This is a genomic window from Allobosea sp. (genome assembly GCF_035944895.1).
In the GTDB taxonomy this organism is placed as follows: Bacteria; Pseudomonadota; Alphaproteobacteria; order Rhizobiales; family Beijerinckiaceae; genus Allobosea.
Map to the genome: position 1 here is coordinate 905,217 of NZ_DASZAT010000005.1, position 22,108 is coordinate 927,324.

Below are 22,108 nucleotides of genomic sequence, written 5' to 3' on the forward strand. Positions count from 1 at the left end.
CTCGCCGGAAACACGCTGTCATTCCGGGGCGCTGCGTAGCAGCGAGCCCGGAATCCGGAGCCGATGCGTGTAGAAGCGAGGCGCCGAGATCGCAGCGCGTCGCTTGATCCGGCATCGGTTCTGGGTTCCGGGCCCTTCGCAGCGCGAAGTTCCGGAAGGGCGGGGGGCTGAACGAAAGCTGCGTAACCCGCGACTCAGGCCGCGCAGGCCGCCTCGATCTTCGATTTCAGCGTCTGCGCGTTGAACGGCTTGACGATGTAATTGTTCACGCCGGCCTTCTTGGCGGCGATGACGTTCTCGGTCTTCGATTCCGCCGTCACCATGATGAAGGGCGTTTCGGCGATGGCGTCCTCGTTGCGGACCTGGCGGAGCAATTCGTAGCCGGTCATCGGCTCCATGTTCCAGTCCGAGATCACCAGCCCGTATTTCTTGTCGCGCATCTTGGCGATCGCGGCATTGCCGTCGGAGGCGTCGTCGACATTCTCGAAGCCGAGCTGCTTCAGGAGGTTGCGGATGATCCGCACCATCGTCTGGTAGTCGTCCACCACCAGGATCGGCATTGACGGGTCGACAGCCATGACGGTGCTCCTAGCAAGTAGTCAGCAGGGCCCAACGGCGCCGGCGCGTGGCCGCTCTCGCAGAGCAGCGACCTTGGGTCAATTGTCATAGGTGCTCGGCGTTTCAAAGCCGTTAACCCGGTCGCCGAGTGACCAAGCGGCATACGACTTTGGGAGGAAGGGGAGACAAGGCAACAGGCACCAAAGTTCAATGGTGCGATGCAGCGAACTATGGGACGCTCCTCGCTCGTTTCTGGACGCAGGCGGTCTTCTTCCGTGCTGCAGTTGCGAGAGCTGACCGATGATGGCGAGCGCGCTCTATCAAGTCCATGCCTTCGAGGATCTGGTCGTCGGCCAGCGTGAAAGCCTGATGCGCACCGTGATGGAGCGCGACATCTCGCTCTTCGCCGACCTGTCGGGCGATGCCAATCCGATCCATCTCTGCGACCGTTACGCCGCCTCGACCAAGTTCGGCCAGCGCATCGCCCATGGCATGCTGACGGCGAGCCTGGTCTCGGCCCTGCTCGGCACGCGCCTGCCGGGACCTGGCGCTGTCTATCTCTCGCAGACCCTCAATTTCCTAGCGCCGGTGAAGATCGGCGACGTCGTCACCGCCCGTGTCGAGGTGGCCGAGCTCGTGCCGGAGCGCCGCCGCGCCCGGTTGTTCTGCGAATGCCTGGTCGACGGCAAGGCGGTGTTGGAAGGCGAGGCCTGGGTCGCGCTGCCGCGCGCAGCCGCATAGGGCTGAACCGGCCTTGACGCTTCCTGCCGCTTGGGGCCAAACACGAGGCTAGCCGGGGCTTCCCGGCGCCGACCCAGCGTTCCATGACCTCATCCCCCGAGGCGGCGCGGCCCGACGCGCAGCCCGTCTTCGTCCTCGAACCCGGCAAGCCGGTGCCGGCCGATCTGCGCGGCCGGGTGCTGGCGCTCGGCAATTTCGACGGCGTGCATCGTGGCCATGCCGAGCTCGCGCGCGCCGCGGGCGAGATGGCGGCGCAGCAGGGAACCAGCGCCGCCGCGCTGACCTTCGAGCCGCATCCGCGCAGCGTCTTTCGGCCCGAGCAGCCGGTGTTCCGGCTGACGCCCGAGTCGATCAAGGTCGCGCTTCTCGCCGATCTCGGGCTCAGCCCCAGCTTCGTCATAGCGTTCGACCGCGCCGTCGCCGGCATTCCCGCCGAGGCCTTCGTCGATGACCTCCTGCTCGGCCAGCTTGGCGCTGCCGGCCTCGTCTGCGGCTATGATTTCCATTTCGGCAAGGGCCGCACCGGCTCGCCCGAGATGCTGCAGGCCCGCGCCGGCCATGCCGGCATTCCCGTCGCCGTGGTGCCGCCCTTTACCTTCCTCGGTGAGCCCGTGTCCTCGACGCTGGTCCGCACCGCGCTCGAAGCCGGCGATGTCGATCATGCCGCGGCGCTGCTCGGCCGGCCCTGGTTCGTGCGTGGCGAGATTGTCCATGGCGACAAGCGCGGCCGCGATCTCGGCTACCCCACCGCGAACATGCATCTCGGCCATGATTGCCGCCTGCGTTTCGGCATCTATGCGGTTCGCATGAAGATCGACGGCGTCTGGCACGACGGCGTCGCCAGCTTCGGCAGCCGGCCGACCTTCGACGACGGCGCGCCAAAACTCGAGACCTTCGTCTTCGATTTCTCCGGCGACCTCTATGGCAAGACGGTCGACGTCGCCTTCGTCGCTTTCCTGCGCGGCGAGGCGAAATTCGACTCTCTCGAGGCGCTGATCGCCCAGATGGATGCCGACAGCGCAAGCGCGCGCGGCATCCTGGCGGCGACGCCGGCCTTCCTTCCTTGACGACGCTTTGCTAGAAGCCGGCCATGCCCGCTCCGCACTCCGTTCCGCTTCGGCGAATTACCGGCCCGGCTGCCGCCCTGCGCTGATGGCGCGGGCGCTTGCGCAGGCCGGGACGACGATCGCTTCCCCGTGACATCTCAAGGATGGGCGCCGCACCGAATGCCGAGCCGCCATCCGCACAGCCGAGCCGGACCATGACCGACAAGACCGCCGAAAAGCCCGAAGTCACCGATTATTCGCAGACCCTGTTCCTGCCGCAGACGGAGTTCCCGATGCGCGCCGGCCTGCCGCAGCGCGAGCCCGAACTGCTCGCCCGCTGGGCCAGGATGGACCTCTACCGCAAGCTGCGCGAGGCCGGGCAGGGCCGCGACCGCTTCGTCCTGCATGACGGCCCGCCCTATGCCAACGGCAACATCCATATCGGCCACGCGCTCAACAAGGTGCTGAAGGACCTGGTGACGCGCTCGCAGCAGATGCTCGGTTACGACTCGAATTATGTGCCGGGCTGGGACTGCCATGGCCTGCCGATCGAGTGGAAGATCGAGGAGCAGTACCGCGCCAAGGGGCTGAACAAGGACGACGTTGATGTCGTCGAGTTCCGCAAGGAATGCCGCGCCTTCGCCGAGAAATGGGTCGATATCCAGCGCACCGAGTTCAAGCGCCTCGGTGTCGAGGGCGACTGGGACGATCCCTATTTGACCATGGCCTTCGGCGCCGAGGCGCAGATCGCCCGCGAGATCATGAAGTTCGCCGAGAACGGCATGCTCTATCGCGGCTCCAAGCCGGTAATGTGGTCGGTGGTCGAGAAGACCGCTCTGGCCGAGGCTGAGGTCGAGTACGAGGAGCACACCAGCGATACGATCTTCGCGGCGTTCCCGGTGCTTGGCTCCGGTCCGCTCGCCGGCGCGTCGGTGCTGATCTGGACGACGACGCCCTGGACGATTCCGGGCAACCGCGCCATCTCGTTCCACAACAAGATCGCCTATGGCCTCTATCGCGTCACAGCGGCCCCGGACGGCAACTGGGCCAAGGTCGGGGCGCGCTATGTGCTGGCCAAGAACCTCGCCGAAGCGCTGTTCAAGACCGCCAAGGTCGAGGCTTACGAACTGGAGCGCGACGTCAGCGCCACCGATCTCGCCGGTCTCGCGACCGCCCACCCGCTGCGTGGCCAGGGCTATGAGTTCGACGTGCCGCTGCTCGACGGCGACCATGTCACCGACGATGCCGGTACCGGCTTCGTCCACACCGCCCCGGGCCATGGCCGCGAGGACTTCGACGTCTGGATGGCCAATGGCCGCATGCTGGCCGAGCGCGGCATCGAGACCCGTATCCCCTATACCGTCGATGCCGATGGCCGCTTCACCAGGGAGGCCCCTGGCTTCGAGGGTGCGCAGGTCATCACCGACAAGGGCGAGAAGGGCAACGCCAACGAGGTCGTGATCAAGGCGCTTGCCGTGACCGGCAACCTCGTCTCGCGCGGGCGCCTCAAGCACCAGTATCCGCATAGCTGGCGCTCGAAGAAGCCGGTGATCTTCCGCAACACGCCGCAATGGTTCATCGCCATGGACAAGCCCTATGGCGATGCCGGCGCGCCCGATCCGGCGGCGCCGGCCCCGACCGCCGGCGGCAATGCCGATACCTTGCGCAACCGTGCCCTCAAGGCGATCAGCGAGACCGAGTGGGTCCCCGCCGCCGGCGAGAATCGCATCAACGGCATGATCGCCAACCGGCCGGACTGGGTGGTCTCGCGCCAGCGCGCCTGGGGCGTGCCGATCACTGTCTTCGTCGACAAGGAGAGCAAGGAGATCCTGGTCGACGAGAAGGTCAACGCCGCGATCGCCGAGGCTTTCGAGCAGGAGGGCGCCGACGCCTGGTTCACCGACACCGATGGCGCCCGCTTCCTCAAGCCCTATGGCTACGACCCCGCCAAATACGAGCGTGTCGTCGATGTGCTCGACGTCTGGTTCGATTCAGGCTCGACCCATGCCTTCACCCTGGAGAAGCGCGCCGACCTCAAGACCCATCGCATCGTCGATGGCGGCCGCGACAAGGTGATGTATCTCGAAGGCTCGGATCAGCATCGCGGCTGGTTCCATTCGAGCCTGCTCGAAAGCTGCGGCACGCGCGGCCGCGCGCCCTATGACGTGGTGCTGACCCACGGCTTCTGTCTCGACGAGAAGGGCGAGAAGATGTCGAAGTCGAAGGGCAACGTCACCGCCCCGCAGGACATCATCAAGGATTCCGGCGCCGACATTCTGCGCCTCTGGGTCGCGGCGGCCGATTATTCCGACGACCTGCGCATCGGCAAGGAGATCCTCAAGACCTTCGTCGAGACTTATCGCAAGCTGCGCAACACCATGCGCTGGATGCTCGGCACGCTCGCCCATTTCGACGAGACGGTCCGCGTTGCCGATCCGGCCTCCATGCCGGAGCTGGAGCGGCTGATGCTGCATCGCCTTGCCGAGCTCGGTCCGCAGGTCGAGGAGGCCTACCGCACCTACGACTACAAGAAGGTCGTGACCCTGCTCTCGCAGTTCATGAACACCGAGCTCTCGGCCTTCTATTTCGACGTCCGCAAGGATGCGCTCTATTGCGATCCGCGCTCCAGCCATGTCCGCAAGAGCGCGCTCACCGTCGTCGACCATCTCTTCCGCTGCCTGACGACCTGGCTCGCGCCGATCCTGGTCTTCACCGCCGAAGAAGCCTGGCTCGACCGTTATCCGCAGGCGAAGGCCGGCGACGGTTCCGTCCATCTCGAGCTCTTCGCCAAGGCGGATGGCGCCTGGCTTGATCCCGAGCTGGCCGAGCGCTGGGCCAAGATCCGGCGCGTGCGCCGCGTCGTCACCGGCGCGCTCGAACTGGAGCGTGCGGCCAAGCGTATCGGCTCCTCGCTGGAGGCCGCGCCGATCGTCCACATCGCCGATCCCGATCTGCGCGCGGCGCTGAGTGGGCTCGATCTCGCCGAGATCTGCATCACCTCCGGCGCCAAGATCGCCGACGGCGAAGGGCTGGCCGAGGCCTTCCGCTTGCCGGATGTGCCTGGTGTCGCCGTGGTGCCGGTGCGCGCCTCGGGCATCAAATGCGCCCGCTCCTGGAAGTATTTCGACCCGGCGACGGCCGAACCTGGTTTCCCCGAGGTGACGCCGCGTGACGCCAAGGCGCTGCGTGAGATCGGGCGCGCTGCGTGAGCACGCAGACGCCATCACTGCGCCGTCTCGGCACCCTGATCGTCGCGCTGACCTTCGTGCTCGACCAGGCACTGAAGCTCTGGCTGCTCTTCGGCCTGAGACTGGCCGAGGAGGGGCCGTTCCAGCTCGCCTCCTTCCTGGAGATCGTGCTCGCCTGGAATCGCGGCATCTCCTACGGCCTGTTCCAGCAGTCGACCGATATCGGTCGCTGGGCGCTGGTCGTGCTTTCCATCGTTGCGGCGATCTGGCTCTGGCGCTGGATGTGGCGCTCCGACGACAAGCTGACGGTGGTGAGCCTCGCTCTCATCATCGGCGGCGCGCTCGGCAACGGGCTCGATCGCATGGTCTACGGTGCCGTCGTCGATTTCGTGCATTTTCACGTCGGCAGCTTCAGCTGGTACATCTTCAACATCGCTGACGCGGCGATCGTCTTCGGGGTGCTCGGTCTGCTCTGGGAGTCGCTGAGGCCGGGGGCGGGCCGTTCCAGGGCAGCCTGAGCGCGTATCCGAGGCGCTTCCAAACAGGTCGGCCACAGCTCATTTACGGCAATCCGGCAAAAGGGCTCCCGATTTCGCCGGATATGGGTTAAAAGGCCCGCCATGCTTTCGCCGCGTCGCTCAGGCAAGACGCCGGCAGGTATCGGTATGGAGAGGTGAGATGGCTTATCGGATCCGCGCTTCGCGCATGCTGCTCGCCGGCGGCCTGCTGCTGGCGACGACCCCTGCTTTCGCCCAGGAAGGCATGCTCTTCAAGAATCTGGTCGATGGCATGGGCCTGTTCGGCCGTGACAAGGCGGATATCGAATACAAGCAGCGCGCGCCGCTGGTCGTGCCGCCGTCCTCCACCTTGCCGAAGCCGCAGGAGGCTGGTGCCAATCGCAGCGCTGCCTGGCCGGATGATCCGGATGTCGCCCGCCGCAAGGCCGAGCGCGACAGCGCCAATGTCCTGTTCTCGACCACCGAGGCCTATCGCGCAAACACCAGGCCGCTGATGTCGCAGGAGGAACTGCGCCGCGGCCGCGTCGCCGGCCGAGCGAACGGGCCGGAAGGCATCGTTCCCGACCACAACACCGGCAACAATCAGATCGAGCCGATCCGAATTGGCCGCGAGATGGCGGCTCGCCAGGCGCAGACCGATACCTCGAACCTCGCCTACGGCACCGAGCCGGCCCGCCGCTATCTGCACGAGCCGCCGACCGGCTATCGTCGCCCGGCTGCGACCGCCGCGCTCGGTCCGGGCGTATCCGGTCCGCGCGAGGACAAGCAGGCTGTCGGCCAGCGCGAGTTCCTGACCGGCCAGAAGGTCTACGAAAACCAATAGGCTGTCGGCCATTGTTGGGCGCTGCGTTGGTTTTCCGCCGTAGCCGGACTATCTAGAGCACGAGCCTCTTTCCCGGCTCGGGCCCATCCGGGCCCGGGCCGGTTCGTTTCTGGACCTCGCGATCTGCAGGAGCTTTTCAAGGTCATGACGGTGCACACCGCTCCCGCCAACACAGCCAGCCAGATCGAATCCTACAGGCTCGCCAACGGGCTCCAGATCGTGGTCGCGCCCGACCATCGCGCGCCCGTCGTCACCCATATGGTCTGGTACCGAAACGGCTCCGGCGACGATCCGGCCGCCAAGTCGGGCATCGCCCATTTCCTCGAGCACTTGATGTTCAAGGGCACGGCCAAGTGGCCGGCCGGTGAGTTCTCCAAGATCGTCGCGAGCTATGGCGGCCAGGAGAACGCCTTCACCTCCTATGACTACACCGCCTATTTCCAGCGCGTGCCGAAGGAGCACCTGCGCGCCATGATGGACTACGAGGCCGACCGGATGACCGGCCTCGCTTTCGACGAGAGCGTGGTTGCGCCGGAGCGCGACGTCGTGCTGGAGGAGCGGCGCATGCGCGTCGACGCCGACCCTGCCGCCCAGCTCGGCGAGGAGTTCTCCAGCGCGCTCTATGTCCACCACCCCTATGGGACGCCGATCATCGGCTGGGAGCACGAGATCGAGGGGCTCTCGCGCGACGACGCCTTCGCCTATTACCAGCGCTTCTATACGCCCGAGAACGCCATCCTGGTCGTTGCCGGCGATGTCGAGCCGGCAGAGGTCCTGCGCCTTGCCCAGGAGACCTATGGCGTGATCCCCGCCCGCGGCGAGGCGCCGGCCCGCAAGCGCCCGGCCGAGCCCGAACCGCGTGCTGCCCGCCGCGTGGCCCTCAACGATCCGCGCGTGCAGCAGCCCTCGCTGCGCCGCGCCTGGCTGGCGCCGACCTATGTCTCGCCGCAGCGCGACGAGGCCTTCGCGCTCGAGCTCGCTGCCGAGATCCTCGGCGGCGGCACGACCTCGCGGCTCTATCGCAAGCTCTGCGTCGAGCAGGAGCTCGCTGCCGGCGCCGGCGCCTATTTCATGGGCTCGATGGTCGACCGTTCAGCTTTCCAGCTCTCGGTCAGTCCGCGTCCGGGTGTCGCGATGGCGGCGCTCGAAGCCGGGCTCGATGCGGCGCTCGCCGCCTTCATCACTGACGGACCGACCGAGCTGGAGCTTGCCCGCGCCCGCACTCGCCTCGTCGCCGAGACGGTCTTCGCCCGCGACAGCCAGTCCTCGCTGGCTCGCATCTTCGGCTCGGCCCTTGCTGTCGGCGAGACCGTCGAGGACGTGCTGTTCTGGCCGCAACGTATCGAGGCGGTGACCCGCGAGCAGGTCACCGAAGCTGTCAGGCGCTATCTCAGGCCCGATCGCTCGGTCACCGGCCTGCTCCTGCCGGCCGCCGCCTGATATCGCGCTGAAAGCCATTACCGGCAGGTTTTGGCCTGCCATCGAGGATTGCCGATGACCGTTTCGCTCGCTCCCACCGCCGCCACTCCCGGGCCCTCGCTCGCCGTCCAGCGCGTCACCGCCACCTGCGGTGTCGAGGCCTGGCTGGTCGAGGAGCACAGCCTGCCGCTGCTCGCCCTCGACTTCGCCTTCGACGGCGGCGCCAACCGCGACCCGGCCAATGCGGCCGGCAGCGCCAACCTCGTCTCCGGTCTGCTCGACGAGGGCGCCGGTGATCTCGACGCCGAGGCCTTCCAGGGGCGGCTTGCCGACCACGCCATCAACCTCTCCTTCGATGCCCGCCGCGACGATTTCCACGGCCAGCTCCAGACCCTGTCGCAGCATCGCGAGGTCGCCTTCGAACTGCTCGGCCTCGCCCTCAACGCGCCACGCTTCGACGCCGATGCGGTGGCTCGGGTCAAGGCACAGGTGATCGCCGGCCTGCAGCGCCAGGCGCAGAATCCGGACGTGATGTGCCGCAACGCGCTCTTCGCCGCCGCCTTTCCCGGCCATCCCTATGGCCGGCCGGAGCGCGGTGACGTCGCCAGCGTCAGTGGCATCGAGCCTGCGGCGCTGAAGGCGCTGACGCAGGGCCTCTTCACTCGCGGTGGTCTCAAGGTCGTCGCGGTCGGCGACATCACCGCCAGCGAATTGTCCGCGCGGCTGGATGCCCTGTTCGGCGCCCTGCCGGCCGGAGCGCCGCGCGTCGAGCCCGCCGCGCCTTTGCCGGTCGCTGGGCTCGGTGAGACCCGTATCGTCGATCTCGACGTGCCGCAGACCGTGCTGCGCTTCGTCGGCCCCGGCCTGATGTGGGGCGATCCCGACTTCATCGCTGCGACGGTGCTGAACCATATCCTCGGCGGTTCGGCCTTCACCTCGCGCCTGTTCATGGAAGTCCGCGAGAAGCGCGGCCTCGCCTATGGCGTCTCCTCCAGCCTGATCCCCTTGCGCCAGAGCGGCTTCCTCGTCGGCGGCACCTCGACCCGCAATGACCGCGTCGCCGAATCCATGGCGGTGATCCGCGAGGAGATCGCCAAGCTCGTTACTGAAGGGCCGAGCGAGCACGAGGTCGAGGAGGCCAAGCGCTACCTCATTGGCTCCTATTCGCTGCGTTTCGACACCTCGCCGAAGATCGCCGGTGAATTGCTTGGCCTCGCAATTCGCGGCGAACAGCCCGATTTCGTCGAGACCCGCAACCAGCACTTCACCGCGGTGACCCTGGCCGATGTCCGCCGCGTCGCCCAGCGCCTGTTCGGCGAGGGCAAGCTGCTCGTCCAGGCCGTCGGCCGGCCGGTCGGTCTGGTCTGACGCTCCCAGCCGAGGAGCTCTCATGAGCATCCGCCGCCTCGATCCCGTCCTGGTCGATCGCATCGCTGCCGGCGAGGTGATCGAGCGGCCGGCAGCGGCGGTAAAGGAGCTGGTCGAGAACGCGATCGATGCCGGCGCCACCAGCATAGCCGTTACCATCCGGGCCGGTGGGCGCGAGCTGATCCGCGTCGTCGACGACGGCATCGGCATGAGCCCCGACGACCTCGCGCTCAGCGTCGAGCGCCACGCCACCTCCAAGCTCCCCGACGGCGACCTCTTCGCCATCCGTTCGCTCGGCTTCCGCGGCGAGGCGCTGCCTTCGATCGGCTCGGTCGCGCGGCTCTCGATCACCACGCGCCAGCGCGATGCGGCGCAGGGCTGTGCCCTCGTCGTCGAGGCCGGCGCCAAGGGGGCGGTCAGGCCGGCGGCCGCGGCGCCCGGCACCCGCATCGAGGTCAGCGATCTCTTCATCTTCACGCCGGCTCGCCTGAAATTCCTGAAGAGCGACCGGGCCGAGGCGCAGGCCGTCTCCGACATGCTGCGGCGGCTCGCCATCGCCCATCCCGAGGTCCGCTTCTCGCTCGAGGGCGAGCATGCCGGCGCCTTCGACTGGCCGGCCGAGCCGATCGGCGCCGACGGCCATCTGCGCCGCCTCGGCCGGGCGCTCGGGCGTGACTTCCCGGAGAACGCGCTCACCGTCGAGACCGAGCGCGAGGGCGTCCGGCTCTCCGGCTTCGCCGGCCTGCCGACCTTCCATCGCGGCACCTTGGCCGGCGTCCACATGGCGGTGAACGGCCGCCCGGTGCGCGACAAGCTGCTGCTCTCGGCGGTGCGCGGCGCCTATGCCGACGTTGTGCCCTCTGATCGGCATCCGGTTCTCTATCTCGACGTGCTCTGCGATCCCGCCGTGGTCGACGTCAACGTCCACCCGGCCAAGAGCGAGGTCCGCTTCCGCGATCCGGCTTTGGTGCGGGGCCTCGTCGTCTCCAGCCTCAAGGCCGCGCTCGCCGGCGCCGGCCACCGCGCCACCACCACCGGCGGCGCCCGCACGCTCGATGCCTTCCGCGCGGTCTTCTCAGGCAGCGGCTTTGGTGGCGGCGGGCCAGCCACGATCCAGCGCCCGAATTTCGGCAGTGTTGCCGACTGGCGCATTCCCGAAGCCCCAGCCCAGCCGATGCAGGCCGGTTTCGCCGATCTCGCCATGCCCTCGGCCGATGCGAGAGCCCATCTCGCCGAACCGCCGCAGGACGCGCTCGACAGGCCGCTCGGCGCGGCCCGCGCCCAGGTCCACGGCACCTATATCGTCGCCCAGACCCGCGACGGCATGGTCATCGTCGATCAGCACGCCGCGCATGAGCGGCTGGTCTATGAGCGCCTCAAGGCCGAGCGGGCCAAGGCCGGTATTGCCCGCCAGCCCATGCTCCTGCCCGAGGTGGTCGAACTCGATCCCGTCGACGCCGACCGGCTGAATGCTGCGGCTCCCGATCTCGCCTCGCTCGGCCTCGTCATCGAGAGCTTTGGTCCCGGCGCCGTGCTGGTGCGCGAAGCGCCGGCCGCGGTCGCCGGCGGCGACCTGCAAGGCATCGTCCGCGACGTCGCCGACGCGCTCGCCGAGCATGGCGACGCCGGCTCGCTGGAGCGCCGGCTCGACCATGTCCTGGCGACGATGGCCTGCCACAACTCGGTCCGCGCCGGCCGGCGCCTGCGCCCGGAGGAGATGGACGCGCTCTTGCGCGAGATGGAAGCGACGCCGAATTCCGGCCAGTGCAATCACGGCCGGCCGACCTATGTCGAGCTGAAGCTCAGCGATATCGAGAAGCTGTTCGGGAGAAGGTAGAGGCCCCTTGCTCAGGTGCGCAGCGGCAGTGCCTGCGCCGCGTGCCCCTCAAGCCGGCTCTCTCTGACGCCAGGCCTGCCGAGCAGCAGGACGAAACCCAGCGGCAGAAGCCAGGCGGCCCAAGCGGCGAATGCATAACTCTCCTCGAACGGGAGCTGCAATGCGATCGCCAGCCAGAGGGCCAGCCGCAGCCAGATCGCACCGGACGCCACCGCCGCCATCGCTATCATCAGCCGCGCATGCCGCTTTGTATCGCCGCGCCGGATCGCGACCACCGCCGCGATCAGCAGGGCCAGCCAGATGATGCCCTGCACGAAGAAGCCGGCCCGCGCGACGGGGCCTGCTTCGCTCGCCAGCGCCACGGGCAGGGCGGTCAATCCACCAATCAGCACGCAGAGCGTTGCTATGCGGCCTATGGCCCGATGAACGCCACGCCGATGCCTCGCGGCCGCCGCGATCGCTATGAAAATCAGCGCCAGCCCCGACGCGATCATGTGGAGTGGGAACGCCAATGGCAGCTTCTGGCGCACCAGTAGCAGGACGTCGGGCAGGGGTAGCAACCCGCTTCCAACCGCAATCGCGGTCCCGGCTGTCGGAGTGACGAGGATGGCGATGATCAGTCCGGCGACAATGGCTCTGGGGCGCATCCGCCCGGTCAAGCTGCGATCGCGCATCCATGCCTTCTCCCGTCGCGCCAGTACGCTGGCCGCGATTCTTGTCGCCAGCGTGGCGTTGAGCGAGGTGCGGGCCGCGGATGCGCCCGACCTGACCGGCCGCTGGTCTGCGTCACGCCCGAAGCTGACCCTCGATATCGTCCGCTGCGGCGAGGGTTGGTGCGGCACCGAAGTAATCGAGGGCGCAAGATGCGGACGTACGGCGCTGCGTCTCGACATTGCCCGCGAGGCCACGGGACCCATGGTCGGCTTTACCGGCCGGCTCGAGGTGATCGCCGAGGCAGAGCCTTATGCGGTCGGCGCGACGCTTCAGAGCCAAGGCAGCGCTGCTGTCCTGTGGATGCTCGGGCACACCGGCGCGACGTTCCTGCCACGACGCATGTATCCGCTGAACGCGTACTTCACTCGGCTCGGCGACCCCGTCTGCGTCGAACCGAAATTGTCTTGAGGCGCGTAGTGGCTTCCGCAGCGTGAACTGTCCTCGCTTCAACCTGCCCTTAGAAACCGCACTTGCGTCTCGCCATAATCCCGCCGGTCGAGCTCCTCGAACCCGGCCGGCAGCGCGATCTCTGCATCGGCGGCTTCTTCCAACACGATCAGCGCCTCGCTCGCCAGCCAGCCGCCTTCGCGGGCCGAGGCGAGGGCCTTCTCGCCCAGGCCCTTGCGATAGGGCGGATCGCAGAAGACGAGGTCGAACGGAGGCATGCCGGTGATCGGGCCGAGCCTGGTCGCGTCGCGTCGGAAGATGCGGCTGTAGCCGGCGAGCCCGAGCGCCATCTGGTTCTCGCGGATCAGCCCGCGTGCCTCGGCCCCGTCATCGACCAGCAGCGCGAAGGCGGCGCCGCGCGAGAGCGCCTCGAACGCCATCGCGCCGGTGCCGGCGAAGAGATCGAGCACGCGCGCGCCGTCGGCCGCATCGCCATGGCCATGCGCCAGCACGTTGAACAGCGATTCCCGCAGGCGATCCGAGGTCGGCCGGATCGCGCCGATTCCCGGCTTCGGGCTGGCGAGGGGCCGGCCGCCGAAGCGGCCCCCGACGATGCGCATGGCTCAGGCCTCAGCCGCGACGGTCGCGCCCACCGCCCGAACGCGGCGGGCCGGAGCGCGGCGGTCGTCCGCCACCGGGACGCGGACCGCGCCCGCCGGGGCGATCGCCACCCGGCCGGTCGCCGGACGGCTTGCCGCGGAACGGGCGGGCAGGGCGCTCGTCAGTGCCAGGACCGCCACTAGGCGGGCGCTTGCCGCGCGGCGGCTTGTCGGCCCAGTCGCCGCTGCCGCGCCAAGGTGATTCACCGCCGCGATCGCGACCGAAGCTTTCCTCGCGGGGCGTCCGCGCCGGGCGCTCGCCGCGGGGAGCCCGTGCCGGCCTGTCCTCGCGCGGCTCGTCTTTCGGCTTGGCACTGATGCGCTCGACCTTGACGCGCCGGCCCTTGGGATCGGCGATCGCCTTGTCGCGCACGCGCGTGACGGCGCCGGTCGCCTCGCGCGCCTGCCGTTCCTCCTTCGGGTCGGCACCGCGGCGCGGCGGCGCCTTGCGCTCGCGCTGCGGCTCGGCCTCGACATCGCGCCAGACGCCGCGCGTCCACGGCTTGTCGCCGCGCAGAGGGCGAGCCTCCTCGGCCTGCTCCTCGCGCGGGCGCCGGCGCGGCCGGTCGTCGCCGGCGGGCGCGGGCCTGCCGCGTGCGGGCCGTTCGTCCGATCGGATCTCGTCGCGGCGCGGCGAGTCGAAATCGACGCCGGCCTTGGCCATCAATTCGGCGCCGAGCTGGTCCTTCAGCACGCGCGAGCGCACCTCCTCGGCCTCGCCCTCCGGCAAGTCGCCGAGCTGGAACGGGCCGAAGGAGACCCGGATCAGCCGGTTCACCTGCAGGCCGAGGTGCTCCAGCACCGTCTTGACCTCGCGGTTCTTGCCCTCGCGCAGGTCGACGGTCAGCCAGGTGTTCGAACCCTGCTCGCGCTCGAACTGGGCGATGACCGGACCGTACTGCACGCCGTCGATGGTGACGCCGCCCCGGAGCGTGTCGAGCTGCGCCTGGTTGACCTGGCCGAAGGCGCGCACGCGATAGCGCCGAAGCCAGCCGGTCTCTGGCAGCTCCAGCATCCGCGCCAGCCCGCCGTCATTGGTCAGCAGCAGCAGGCCTTCGGTGTTGATGTCGAGCCGGCCGACCGAGAGCACGCGCGGCAGGTCTTCCGGCAGCGCGTCGAACACGGTCGGGCGGCCTTCCGGATCATGGTTGGTCGTCACAAGGCCACGCGGCTTGTGGTAGAACCACAGCCTTGTGCGCTCGCGCGCCGGCAAGGGCTCGCCATCGACCAGCACGACATCGTTCGGGCCGACATCGAGCGCCGGGCTCTCGATCACCTTGCCGTTGACGCTGACGCGGCCTTCCGCGATCAGCGCCTCGCTGTCGCGGCGCGAGGCGACGCCGGCGCGAGCCATTACCTTGGCGATGCGCTCGGGTTCCTGCGGCGCGGCCGGGACCGAGACGGCCTCGGCGATCTCGGCGGCGTTGCGATGCGCCCGATCGGGCCGGCTGCGCGTCGGATTGCTGCCGTGCGGCGCGTCGAAGCGCTTGCCGCCGCCGAAGCTGCGGCCCTCACCGCGGTCGTCGCGGCGTGGCGGCCGGGCAGGGCGCTCGCCGCTGCCGCTGCGCTCGCGGAAGGGGCGCTCGCTGCGGCCCGGTTGATCGCCGCGGTCCCGCGGCGGCCGGCGCTCTTCACCGTCACGCGAGCGGAAGGGACGTTCGCCGCCTTCGCGGGCGGGGCGCGCCGCACGACGCTCGTCGTCACCACGCCCACGGAGGGGACGGTCTCCATCGCGGGGTGGACGGGACGGTGCACCGTCGCGAGAAGGACGCCCGAAGCCGCCGGGCCTATCGCCGCCAGTCCTCTCGCGGCTTGGCCTGTCGCCATCGCGTGGCGGCCGGCTGGTCCGGCGTTCGTCACCGCCACGGTCACGGAATGGCCGTTCACCGCCCTCGCGTGGCGGCCGATCGCCGAACGGCTTCTTCTCGAAGCGCCGCGCCGGGCGCTCGCCCTCGCTGCGGCGTTCGGCACCCTCGGTCGGTGCGCGCCGGGGCCGCTCCTCGCCATCGCGCGAGCGGAAGGGCGGCTTGCCGCCACGTCCGGGCGGCCGGCCGCCGGGGCCTCCGCGTCCCGGGCCGCCGTCGCGCCCGCCGCCGCGGCCGCCGGTTCCGCCGCCCTTGCGCGGGCCGCGGCTTTTCTGGTTGTTGTCGTCGCTCATGGTGGCTCCTGAAGCCGGATCATTGCGGACCGGGTTGCGAAGCGATCCGGGACGGCAGCGGCTCTTGAATCTGGTATTAGCCGGCGCTTGTAGCAGGCGTTTTCGTGCGCTGCGACGTCAAAGATGAAGGTTTGATGGGATCGATCGACGCAAAGCAGGTCGAGGTGGCGCCGATGGCGCTGGCGTTGGCAGAGGCGCGCGCCGCGGCGGAGCGCGGCGAGGTGCCGGTCGGGGCGGTGATCGTCCGTGACGGGCAGGTGCTGGCCAGCGCCGGCAATCGCACGCTCGAGCTGAAGGATCCGACCGCCCATGCTGAGACGCTGGCGATCCGGATCGCCTGCGAAGCCATCCAGTCGGAGCGGCTGATCGATTGCGATCTCTATGTCACGCTCGAGCCCTGCCCGATGTGCGCCGCGGCGATCTCCTTCGCCCGGATCAGGCGGCTCTACTTCGCTGCCTCCGATCCGAAGGGCGGGGCGGTCGAGAATGGCGTCAGGCTCTATGGCAGCCCGAGCTGCCATCATGCGCCGGAGGTCTATGGCGGTCTGAGCGAGCGCGAGGCGGCCGAGCTGCTGCGCGATTTCTTCCGGGAGCGGCGCTGATGGCGGAGACGATCCGAGCCGCGCAGCCGGCCGATGCGGAAGCCATCGCTGCGCTCAACCGTGCAGCCTTCGGCGGCGAGGAGGAAGTCGATATTGTCGAGCGCCTGCGCCGCGATGGCCTCGTGGCAGTCGAGCTTGTAGCGGAACGGGAGGGCACGATCAGGGGCCATATCCTGCTGAGCTGGCTGCCGACGATGCTCGACGGCCGCAGCGTGAAGGCTCTGGCACTGGCGCCGATGGCGGTGCGGCCGGGGCTGCAGAAGCAGGGCATCGGCGGCCGGCTGATCGCGGCGGCGCTCGGTGAGGCGCGGGCTGTAGGAGCGGAGGCCGTGATCGTGCTCGGCCATCCCGATTATTATCCGCGCTTCGGCTTCTCGGCGGCGCTGGCGCGGCCCCTGGCCTCACCCTTCTCCGGCGAAGCCTTCATGGCGCTGGAGCTCGTGCCGGGAGCATTGGCGGGACAGCGGGGCTCGGTCAGCTACCCCTCCGCATTCGGGCTGTAGCCGCGAAAGACGATCCGAGGGCTGCGCGGTCGAGGCGAATGCCCGGCCGGCTGGGCGAATGCTTGAGGGGATTCGGCCAAAACTGCACTTGTAGGTAATAATTCAATTTCAGATCGTATAGAGTGAATTATCTGATAGATGTGCAGCCAAGTATTTAGCCGTTCAGTTAGTTCGATCGACTTAGTCCAGGTGATGTAAGGAAAATCCCGAGCTGATCGGTTTCCGAAATCCTGTCGTAAACTGCCTTGTTTTTGCCTTTTATCGCCCGTAGGTCGCCGCTGCACTGCTCAGCCAGACCAAGGAATGGTGGCTTGAGCCTTCCATTCCCCAAAGTCGGTAAATCTTCATTATGCGTAAAGTTGCGTTGGCTGCGCTGTCCGCGGCCTGTTGGTCTGTGTCCCCCTCCTTCGCCGCCGATACCCATCTCGCGAAGATCTCGTTCCAGCCGCAGGTGAAGGGGCTGAACTGCCTGAAGCCGGAAACCCTCGGCATGATCAAGGAACTCACCGCGAAGATCGGTCCGATCCAGATCACCTCGACCTGCGGCGGTCGCCACGCACGCAACTCCCAGCACTATCGCGGCAACGCCATCGACTTCCGTCCGCTCGCCACCTCGCCGCGGAACGCCGCAGCCGTTGCCAAGAAAATCCAGAGCGTCGGCGGTGTCGGATCCTATTCGAACGGCCTCGTCCATGTCGATGTCGGCGACCGCGAGATCGCCTGGTACGGTTACAAGCGTAGCCGCCGGCTGGCTTATGCGGGGCGTGGCCGCTGAGCTCAGCTCAGTTCAGAGCAAGGTCCGGGCGACGAGATAGCCGCCCAGCGCCAGCAATCCGGCGAAGAAGCAGAGCTTGAACGTCGCAGCCGAGATGCGCTGGCGGATCGCCTGGCCGAACCACATCCCGGCCAGCGCCGGCAGCAGCGCTAGCAATGACGCTCCGGCGACCTTGAGATCGAGCGCGCCGGCGCCGACCAGCCCGAAGGACAGGGCGATCGTCGAGACGATGAAGGAGAGGCCGAGCGCCTGCACCAATTCGTCCTTGTCGAAGCCGAGTGCCTGCAGATAGGGCACCGCCGGCAGCACGAAGACGCCGGTCGCCGCGGTGGCGGCGCCGGTGATGACGCCGACCAGCGGGCCGAGCCAGATCTCGGCCTTTTCCGGCACGCGCAGCTTGGCCGCCTTCAGCCCGACCAGCGCATAGAGCACCAGCGCGATACCGAGCCAAAGCGTCGCCGAACCGTCCTTGGCTTTTTCCAGCAGTCCGGCGCCGGCCCAGGTGCCGACGCAAGTCCCGGCCAGCATCGGCCAGAGTCGGATCGCGATCGCCTTGAGCTTCGGGCCGGTCAGTTGCCAGCTATTGGTGACGAGGTTGGGGATGACGAGCAGCGCCGCCGCCTGCGCCGGCGCCATCACCACGCCGAGCACGCCGACCGCGATCGTCGGCAGGCCGAGCCCGATCACGCCCTTGACGAAGCCGGCAAGCACGAAGGTCGCGGCGATGAAGGTGAGGAGTGTCGTCTGGTCCATGGCCCTGCCGATCCCGATTTGCGATGTCGCGACTTCTGACAGTCCTGACCAGCGCTGTCGCTCTTCGATACTACGGTCCCCGCCGTAGCGTCCTCGCTTGCCTGGATTGGCTGGGACGTCATCATGGCAGCCACAATGGAGGCGTCGAGCCATGGCCATGCATGGACCCTATCTCGCCGAGATCGCCCATCTGATGGGTGACCCCGCCCGCGCCAACATGCTGCACGCGCTGATGGATGGCCGCGCCCTGACGGCGAAGGAGCTCGCCTTCCTGGCTGGCGTCGCGCCGCAGACCGCGAGCGGCCATCTCGCCAAGCTGATGCAGGGCGGTTTGCTCGGCGTCGCCGTGCAAGGCCGTCATCGCTACTATCGACTCGCCGGTCCGGAGGTTGCTGCCGCGCTGGAGGGGTTGATGGTGCTCTCCGGGGGGCAGACGAACGGGCGGCGCCTGCCGCCGCGCGTCGGTGCCGACCTTGCCCGCGCCCGCACCTGCTATGACCATTTCGCCGGCCGTCTCGGCATAGCCATCCATGACGCGCTCGTCGCCGGCGGGCATCTCACCGTCGCCGATGGTGGCTATGGGCTGACTCGTTCCGGCGTCGCGCTGTTCGCCGAGCTTGGGATCGACCCCGCTGCTGCAAGCAAGGACAAGCGCGCTGCGCTGCGGCCCTGCCTCGACTGGAGCGAACGTCGGCCGCATCTCGCCGGTTCGCTCGCGGCGGCATTGGCCTGCCGCTGCTTCGAGGCCGGCTGGGTGACGCGGATCAAGGACAGTCGCGCGGTGGTCCTGACGGAGAAGGGGCGTGCGGCGCTGGAGGCCGGCCTGCCGGGCTTCCGCTGCGACGAGCCGGAGGCGCTTACGCCGCCCGTTCGAGCGCCTCTGACAGCCTCCGCTTGACCTCTTCCTTCGCCGGCTCGGCAGCCTCGAGGATCGCCTGCCAGCGGAAGAAGTCGAGCCCGCCGAAGCCCTCGCCGCCGGCGCGGATCAGGATGTCCGGCGGCTGGCGCTCGATCATGCGCTGGACCAGCGCCCGCGTCAGGATCTGCGAGACGCCGACCATCGCCTCCAACGGCTCCGGCACGCGGCTGTCGCTGACCGTTGCCGGCGCACTGGTGTCGACTGCGAGCACGAGGCGCCCTGGTCCGAGCAGGCGGTCATAGGGCAGGGGATTGATCGCGCCGCCGTCGATCAGCACGCGCCCACCGATCGTCACCGGCTTGATCAGGCCGGGGATCGCCAGCGAGGCGGCGACCGCCGGCGTCAGCGGGCCGCTGCCGAGGATGACCTCGTCATGCAGGTGGTAGTCGGTCGCGACCGAGAGGAAGGGGATGCCGAGCTCCTCGAAGCGATCGGGCACCGCCTGCGGCCAGAACAGGTCAAGCAGGCGCTCACCGTCGATCAGCACGGGATTGCCGAGCCCACCACGCCAGAGATCGGCGATCTTGCCGATGCGCGCTTCGAGCAGCCTGGCGATCACCCGGGCCCGATCGCGGAAGCTCGCTTCGACATGGGCGCGCAGGTCGCGGCCGGAGAGGCCGGCGGCATAGGCCGCGCCGACGATCGCCCCCATCGACGATCCCGCGATCAGCGCCGGCTTCAGGCCGAGCTCGTCGAGCGCCTCCAGCACCGGGATATGGCTGAGCCCGCGCGCGCCACCCGAGCCGAGCACGAGGACGAGCTCGGGCCCGGACGGGTTGGGCAGGCGGGCGAGAGGGCTGGAGGCGCTGGTCATGGCCTGATGTTGCGGTGCGGGAGCCGCTCAGGCAACCTCCCTTGCAAGGAAAGGTTTCACTGCCGCGAGCGTGTCCTGCGGATTCTCCTCCGGCAGGAAATGGCCGCTGGCGATCGCCTGTCCCTCCGCCTGCGGCGCGAAAGTCTCGCGCCAGATCTCGAGCGGGCTTGCGCCCTTGGCCGGGATGCCGGCCTCGCCCCAGAGCACCAGCACCGGGCAGAGAATCTTTTTGCCAGCCCCGAGATCGGCCTTGTCGTGGTCGAGATCGGTCGTGGCCCCCGCCCGATAGTCCTCGCAGGCGGCATGGATGCGCGAGGGATCGTTGAAGGATTCGGCGTAGGCGGCCAGCGCAAGCGGGTGGAAGGCCTCGATCTTCTTGGCCCGCGTCCAGCTTGCGATCGTATGATCGAGCCAGCCGGCCGGGTCGGCCTGGATCAACTTCTCCGGCACCGGCTCGGGCTGGGCCAGGAAGGTCCAGTGATAGACCTGCATGGCGCGCGCTGCGTTCATGCCTTCCCACATCGACACGGTCGGCAGGATGTCGAGCAGGACGAGCCGCTCGACCCGGCCGGGATGGTCGAGCGCGAGGCGATAGGCGACGCGGGCGCCGCGGTCATGGCCGATCACCGCGAAGCGGTTGAAGCCGAGTGCGCTCATCGCGGCGACGATGTCCTCGCCCATGCCGCGCTTGCTGTAGAGCGCCTTGCCGCCGTCGCCATGCGGGGCGGCCGACCAACCATAGCCGCGGAGGTCCGGGCAGACGACAGTGTGCGTCCTGGCGAGCTCCCCCACCATCTCGTGCCATTCGGCATGGGTCTGGGGGAAGCCGTGAATCAGCACCACCGGCGGCCCCTCGCCGCCGACGCGCGCGAAGATCTTGCCGATAGGCCCGTCGATCCAGCGCGCTTCGAAACCGGGGAAGAGGCTGTCGATATTGGTCATGATGTGGCTCTCCGCTGTTTTCGCGTCGGCCACACTATCTAGGCAGGCTGCCTGATCCTGTCAGCCTTCGCGCTCGCGCTTCACCGCCTGCCAGCCGATATCGCGGCGGCAGAACCCGCCCGGCCAGTCGATCAGATCGACGGCGGCATAGGCCTTGGCCTGCGCCTCGCTGACGCTCTTGCCGAGCGCTACGACGTTGAGCACGCGCCCGCCGCTCGCGACGATCTCGCCATCCTTCGTCTGCGTGCCGGCATGGAAGACCAGCACGTCCTTCTCGGCCGCAGCCCTCTCGATGCCCTTGATGACGCTGCCTTTCTCCGGCGTGCCGGGGTAGCCCTTCGCGGCCATCACCACGGTCAGCGCGACATCGTCGGACCAGCGCAGATCGACCGCATTCAGCACGCCGTCGCGGGCTGCCAGCAGGGCCGGGACGATATCGCTCTTCAGCCGCGGCATCAGCACCTCGCATTCGGGATCGCCGAAGCGGGTGTTGTACTCGATCAGCTTGGGGCCATCGGCCGTGATCATCAGCCCGGCATAGAGGATACCCTTGAACGGTGCGCCGCGCTGGTTCATGCCCGCCAGCGTGGGCTGGATGATCTCAGCCATGACCTGCGCTTCCAGGGCCTTCGTCATGACCGGGGCCGGCGAATAGGCGCCCATGCCACCGGTGTTCGGGCCGGTATCGCCATCGCCGACGCGCTTATGGTCTTGGGCCGAGGCGAGCGGCAGGGCATGTGTGCCGTCGCAGAGAGCGAAGAAGCTGGCCTCCTCGCCGATCATCCATTCCTCGATCACGACCTCGGCGCCGGCTGCGCCGAGCCCACCGGAGAACATCATCGCCAGGGCATCATTGGCCTGTTCGATCGTCTCGGCCATGACGACGCCCTTGCCGGCGGCGAGCCCGTCGGCCTTGATCACCAGCGGCGCACCGGTCTTGGCGACATAGGCCCTGGCTGCGGCTTCGTCGGTGAAGCGGGCGAAACCCGCAGTCGGGATGCCGAATTCGGCGCAGAGCTCCTTGGTGAAGGCCTTCGAGCCTTCGAGCTGCGCCGCGGCCTTCGACGGGCCGAAGGTCTTGATACCCGCAGCTTCGAGGTCATCGATGATACCGTCGACCAGCGGGCCTTCCGGCCCGACCACGACGAGGCCAACGCCCTGCAGTTTGCAGAAATCGGCGACGGCGCGGTGGTCGGCAATGTCGAGCACGACATTGTCGCCGCATTGGGCGGTGCCGGGATTGCCGGGGGCGATGAAGAGCTTGTCGCAGAGCGGGGAGGCCGAGATCGCCCAGGCCAAGGCATGCTCGCGCCCGCCGGACCCGATCAGAAGAATGTTCATCGCATCTCTCCGCTTGCTCAGGGCGCAATAGCTGCCGCGGGCT

General features: G+C 68.4%; 21 protein-coding genes. 13 read left to right on the forward strand and 8 right to left on the reverse strand.

Features of this window, described 5'->3' with window-relative positions; translation table 11 throughout:
- Positions 1–194: 194 nt before the first annotated feature.
- Complete coding sequence (locus VGV58_RS06565; protein WP_326873165.1) at positions 195–578, reverse strand: response regulator; 384 nt, start codon at positions 576–578, stop codon at positions 195–197.
- Positions 579–858: 280 nt separating this feature from the next.
- Here VGV58_RS06565 and VGV58_RS06570 point away from each other — a divergent pair, with 280 nt between their 5' ends.
- From VGV58_RS06570 to mutL, 8 genes are all read left to right on the forward strand, one after another.
- Positions 859–1,299 (forward strand): MaoC family dehydratase, encoded by a 441-nt coding sequence (locus tag VGV58_RS06570; RefSeq protein WP_414643883.1) that lies wholly within the window; start codon positions 859–861, stop codon positions 1,297–1,299.
- Positions 1,300–1,382: 83 nt separating this feature from the next.
- Positions 1,383–2,366 carry a bifunctional riboflavin kinase/FAD synthetase gene (locus VGV58_RS06575; protein WP_326873166.1) on the forward strand — a complete coding sequence of 328 codons (984 nt, stop codon included), beginning with the start codon at positions 1,383–1,385 and terminating at the stop codon, positions 2,364–2,366.
- A gap of 194 nt (positions 2,367–2,560) precedes the next feature.
- The gene (gene ileS / locus VGV58_RS06580; RefSeq protein WP_326873167.1) at positions 2,561–5,554 is read left to right on the forward strand and encodes an isoleucine--tRNA ligase; all 2,994 of its coding nucleotides are present in this window, start codon (positions 2,561–2,563) and stop codon (positions 5,552–5,554) included.
- Positions 5,551–6,051 carry a signal peptidase II gene (gene lspA, locus VGV58_RS06585; RefSeq protein WP_414643884.1) on the forward strand — a complete coding sequence of 167 codons (501 nt, stop codon included), beginning with the start codon at positions 5,551–5,553 and terminating at the stop codon, positions 6,049–6,051. Before ileS ends, lspA begins: the two co-directional genes overlap by 4 nt.
- A 160-nt stretch (positions 6,052–6,211) precedes the next feature.
- Positions 6,212–6,874, forward strand: coding sequence for a hypothetical protein (locus VGV58_RS06590; protein ID WP_326873168.1), 663 nt, complete (start codon positions 6,212–6,214; stop codon positions 6,872–6,874).
- Positions 6,875–7,018: 144 nt separating this feature from the next.
- Positions 7,019–8,314: a M16 family metallopeptidase gene (locus tag VGV58_RS06595; protein WP_326873169.1), complete on the forward strand. Its 1,296-nt coding sequence runs from the start codon at positions 7,019–7,021 to the stop codon at positions 8,312–8,314.
- Positions 8,315–8,368: 54 nt separating this feature from the next.
- Positions 8,369–9,661, forward strand: a complete 1,293-nt coding sequence (locus VGV58_RS06600; RefSeq protein ID WP_326873170.1) for a M16 family metallopeptidase — start codon at positions 8,369–8,371, stop codon at positions 9,659–9,661.
- Between the two features lie 22 nt (positions 9,662–9,683).
- Positions 9,684–11,498 (forward strand): DNA mismatch repair endonuclease MutL, encoded by a 1,815-nt coding sequence (gene mutL, locus VGV58_RS06605; RefSeq protein ID WP_326873171.1) that lies wholly within the window; start codon positions 9,684–9,686, stop codon positions 11,496–11,498.
- An 11-nt stretch (positions 11,499–11,509) separates the two neighbouring features.
- Here the strand turns inward: mutL and VGV58_RS06610 are convergent, their stop codons facing one another.
- Positions 11,510–12,028, reverse strand: coding sequence for a DUF2306 domain-containing protein (locus VGV58_RS06610; protein WP_326873172.1), 519 nt, complete (start codon positions 12,026–12,028; stop codon positions 11,510–11,512).
- Between the two features lie 76 nt (positions 12,029–12,104).
- Here VGV58_RS06610 and VGV58_RS06615 point away from each other — a divergent pair, with 76 nt between their 5' ends.
- Positions 12,105–12,620, forward strand: a complete 516-nt coding sequence (locus VGV58_RS06615) for a hypothetical protein (protein ID WP_326873173.1) — start codon at positions 12,105–12,107, stop codon at positions 12,618–12,620.
- 38 nt (positions 12,621–12,658) lie between these two features.
- Here the strand turns inward: VGV58_RS06615 and rsmD are convergent, their stop codons facing one another.
- Together rsmD and VGV58_RS06625 are read right to left on the reverse strand one after the other, a co-directional pair.
- Positions 12,659–13,219 carry a 16S rRNA (guanine(966)-N(2))-methyltransferase RsmD gene (gene rsmD / locus VGV58_RS06620; protein ID WP_326873174.1) on the reverse strand — a complete coding sequence of 187 codons (561 nt, stop codon included), beginning with the start codon at positions 13,217–13,219 and terminating at the stop codon, positions 12,659–12,661.
- 10 nt (positions 13,220–13,229) lie between these two features.
- A complete protein-coding gene (locus VGV58_RS06625) occupies positions 13,230–15,416 on the reverse strand; it encodes a pseudouridine synthase (RefSeq protein ID WP_326873175.1) in 2,187 nt (728 codons plus the stop codon).
- Positions 15,417–15,589: 173 nt separating this feature from the next.
- Here VGV58_RS06625 and VGV58_RS06630 point away from each other — a divergent pair, with 173 nt between their 5' ends.
- The 3 genes from VGV58_RS06630 (at position 15,590) to VGV58_RS06640 (ending at position 17,296) form a co-directional block, all read left to right on the forward strand.
- Complete coding sequence (locus VGV58_RS06630) at positions 15,590–16,018, forward strand: nucleoside deaminase (RefSeq protein WP_326873581.1); 429 nt, start codon at positions 15,590–15,592, stop codon at positions 16,016–16,018.
- Entirely contained in the window at positions 16,018–16,521 is a 504-nt protein-coding gene (locus tag VGV58_RS06635) for a GNAT family N-acetyltransferase (RefSeq protein ID WP_326873176.1), read from the forward strand. The genes VGV58_RS06630 and VGV58_RS06635 overlap by 1 nt, the downstream gene beginning before the upstream one ends.
- Before the next feature lie 394 nt (positions 16,522–16,915).
- Positions 16,916–17,296, forward strand: a complete 381-nt coding sequence (locus VGV58_RS06640; RefSeq protein WP_326873177.1) for a peptidoglycan L,D-endopeptidase MepK — start codon at positions 16,916–16,918, stop codon at positions 17,294–17,296.
- 12 nt (positions 17,297–17,308) lie between these two features.
- Here VGV58_RS06640 and VGV58_RS06645 read toward each other — a convergent pair whose 3' ends face one another.
- Complete coding sequence (locus tag VGV58_RS06645; protein ID WP_326873178.1) at positions 17,309–18,049, reverse strand: sulfite exporter TauE/SafE family protein; 741 nt, start codon at positions 18,047–18,049, stop codon at positions 17,309–17,311.
- A 151-nt stretch (positions 18,050–18,200) separates the two neighbouring features.
- Here VGV58_RS06645 and VGV58_RS06650 point away from each other — a divergent pair, with 151 nt between their 5' ends.
- Positions 18,201–18,947 carry an ArsR/SmtB family transcription factor gene (locus VGV58_RS06650; protein ID WP_326873179.1) on the forward strand — a complete coding sequence of 249 codons (747 nt, stop codon included), beginning with the start codon at positions 18,201–18,203 and terminating at the stop codon, positions 18,945–18,947.
- On the opposite strand, the gene VGV58_RS06655 is transcribed toward VGV58_RS06650, so the two are convergent.
- Genes VGV58_RS06655 through purD form a run of 3 tightly spaced genes read right to left on the reverse strand, consistent with a single transcriptional unit; the run spans position 18,907 to position 22,065 of the window.
- On the reverse strand, positions 18,907–19,782 hold the full coding sequence (locus VGV58_RS06655; protein WP_326873180.1) for a patatin-like phospholipase family protein: 876 nt from the start codon (positions 19,780–19,782) through the stop codon (positions 18,907–18,909). The two genes, VGV58_RS06650 and VGV58_RS06655, sit on opposite strands and share 41 nt — an antisense overlap.
- A 27-nt stretch (positions 19,783–19,809) precedes the next feature.
- The gene (locus tag VGV58_RS06660) at positions 19,810–20,724 is read right to left on the reverse strand and encodes an alpha/beta fold hydrolase (protein WP_326873181.1); all 915 of its coding nucleotides are present in this window, start codon (positions 20,722–20,724) and stop codon (positions 19,810–19,812) included.
- A gap of 60 nt (positions 20,725–20,784) precedes the next feature.
- Entirely contained in the window at positions 20,785–22,065 is a 1,281-nt protein-coding gene (gene purD / locus VGV58_RS06665) for a phosphoribosylamine--glycine ligase (protein ID WP_326873182.1), read from the reverse strand.
- Positions 22,066–22,108 lie beyond the last annotated feature (43 nt).

Coding starts and splice junctions, on each gene's coding strand:
- VGV58_RS06600 (WP_326873170.1), top strand. CDS start 8,369: ATGACCGTTTCGCTCGCTCCCACCGCCGCCACTCCCGGGCCCTCGCTC.
- rsmD (WP_326873174.1), bottom strand. CDS start 13,219: ATGCGCATCGTCGGGGGCCGCTTCGGCGGCCGGCCCCTCGCCAGCCCG.
- purD (WP_326873182.1), bottom strand. CDS start 22,065: ATGAACATTCTTCTGATCGGGTCCGGCGGGCGCGAGCATGCCTTGGCC.
- VGV58_RS06650 (WP_326873179.1), top strand. CDS start 18,201: ATGGCCATGCATGGACCCTATCTCGCCGAGATCGCCCATCTGATGGGT.
- VGV58_RS06615 (WP_326873173.1), top strand. CDS start 12,105: ATGGCGATGATCAGTCCGGCGACAATGGCTCTGGGGCGCATCCGCCCG.
- VGV58_RS06660 (WP_326873181.1), bottom strand. CDS start 20,724: ATGACCAATATCGACAGCCTCTTCCCCGGTTTCGAAGCGCGCTGGATC.
- VGV58_RS06570 (WP_414643883.1), top strand. CDS start 859: ATGATGGCGAGCGCGCTCTATCAAGTCCATGCCTTCGAGGATCTGGTC.
- VGV58_RS06565 (WP_326873165.1), bottom strand. CDS start 578: ATGGCTGTCGACCCGTCAATGCCGATCCTGGTGGTGGACGACTACCAG.
- VGV58_RS06575 (WP_326873166.1), top strand. CDS start 1,383: ATGACCTCATCCCCCGAGGCGGCGCGGCCCGACGCGCAGCCCGTCTTC.
- mutL (WP_326873171.1), top strand. CDS start 9,684: ATGAGCATCCGCCGCCTCGATCCCGTCCTGGTCGATCGCATCGCTGCC.
- VGV58_RS06595 (WP_326873169.1), top strand. CDS start 7,019: ATGACGGTGCACACCGCTCCCGCCAACACAGCCAGCCAGATCGAATCC.
- VGV58_RS06630 (WP_326873581.1), top strand. CDS start 15,590: ATGGCGCTGGCGTTGGCAGAGGCGCGCGCCGCGGCGGAGCGCGGCGAG.
- VGV58_RS06645 (WP_326873178.1), bottom strand. CDS start 18,049: ATGGACCAGACGACACTCCTCACCTTCATCGCCGCGACCTTCGTGCTT.
- ileS (WP_326873167.1), top strand. CDS start 2,561: ATGACCGACAAGACCGCCGAAAAGCCCGAAGTCACCGATTATTCGCAG.
- VGV58_RS06590 (WP_326873168.1), top strand. CDS start 6,212: ATGGCTTATCGGATCCGCGCTTCGCGCATGCTGCTCGCCGGCGGCCTG.
- VGV58_RS06635 (WP_326873176.1), top strand. CDS start 16,018: ATGGCGGAGACGATCCGAGCCGCGCAGCCGGCCGATGCGGAAGCCATC.
- VGV58_RS06655 (WP_326873180.1), bottom strand. CDS start 19,782: ATGACCAGCGCCTCCAGCCCTCTCGCCCGCCTGCCCAACCCGTCCGGG.
- VGV58_RS06625 (WP_326873175.1), bottom strand. CDS start 15,416: ATGAGCGACGACAACAACCAGAAAAGCCGCGGCCCGCGCAAGGGCGGC.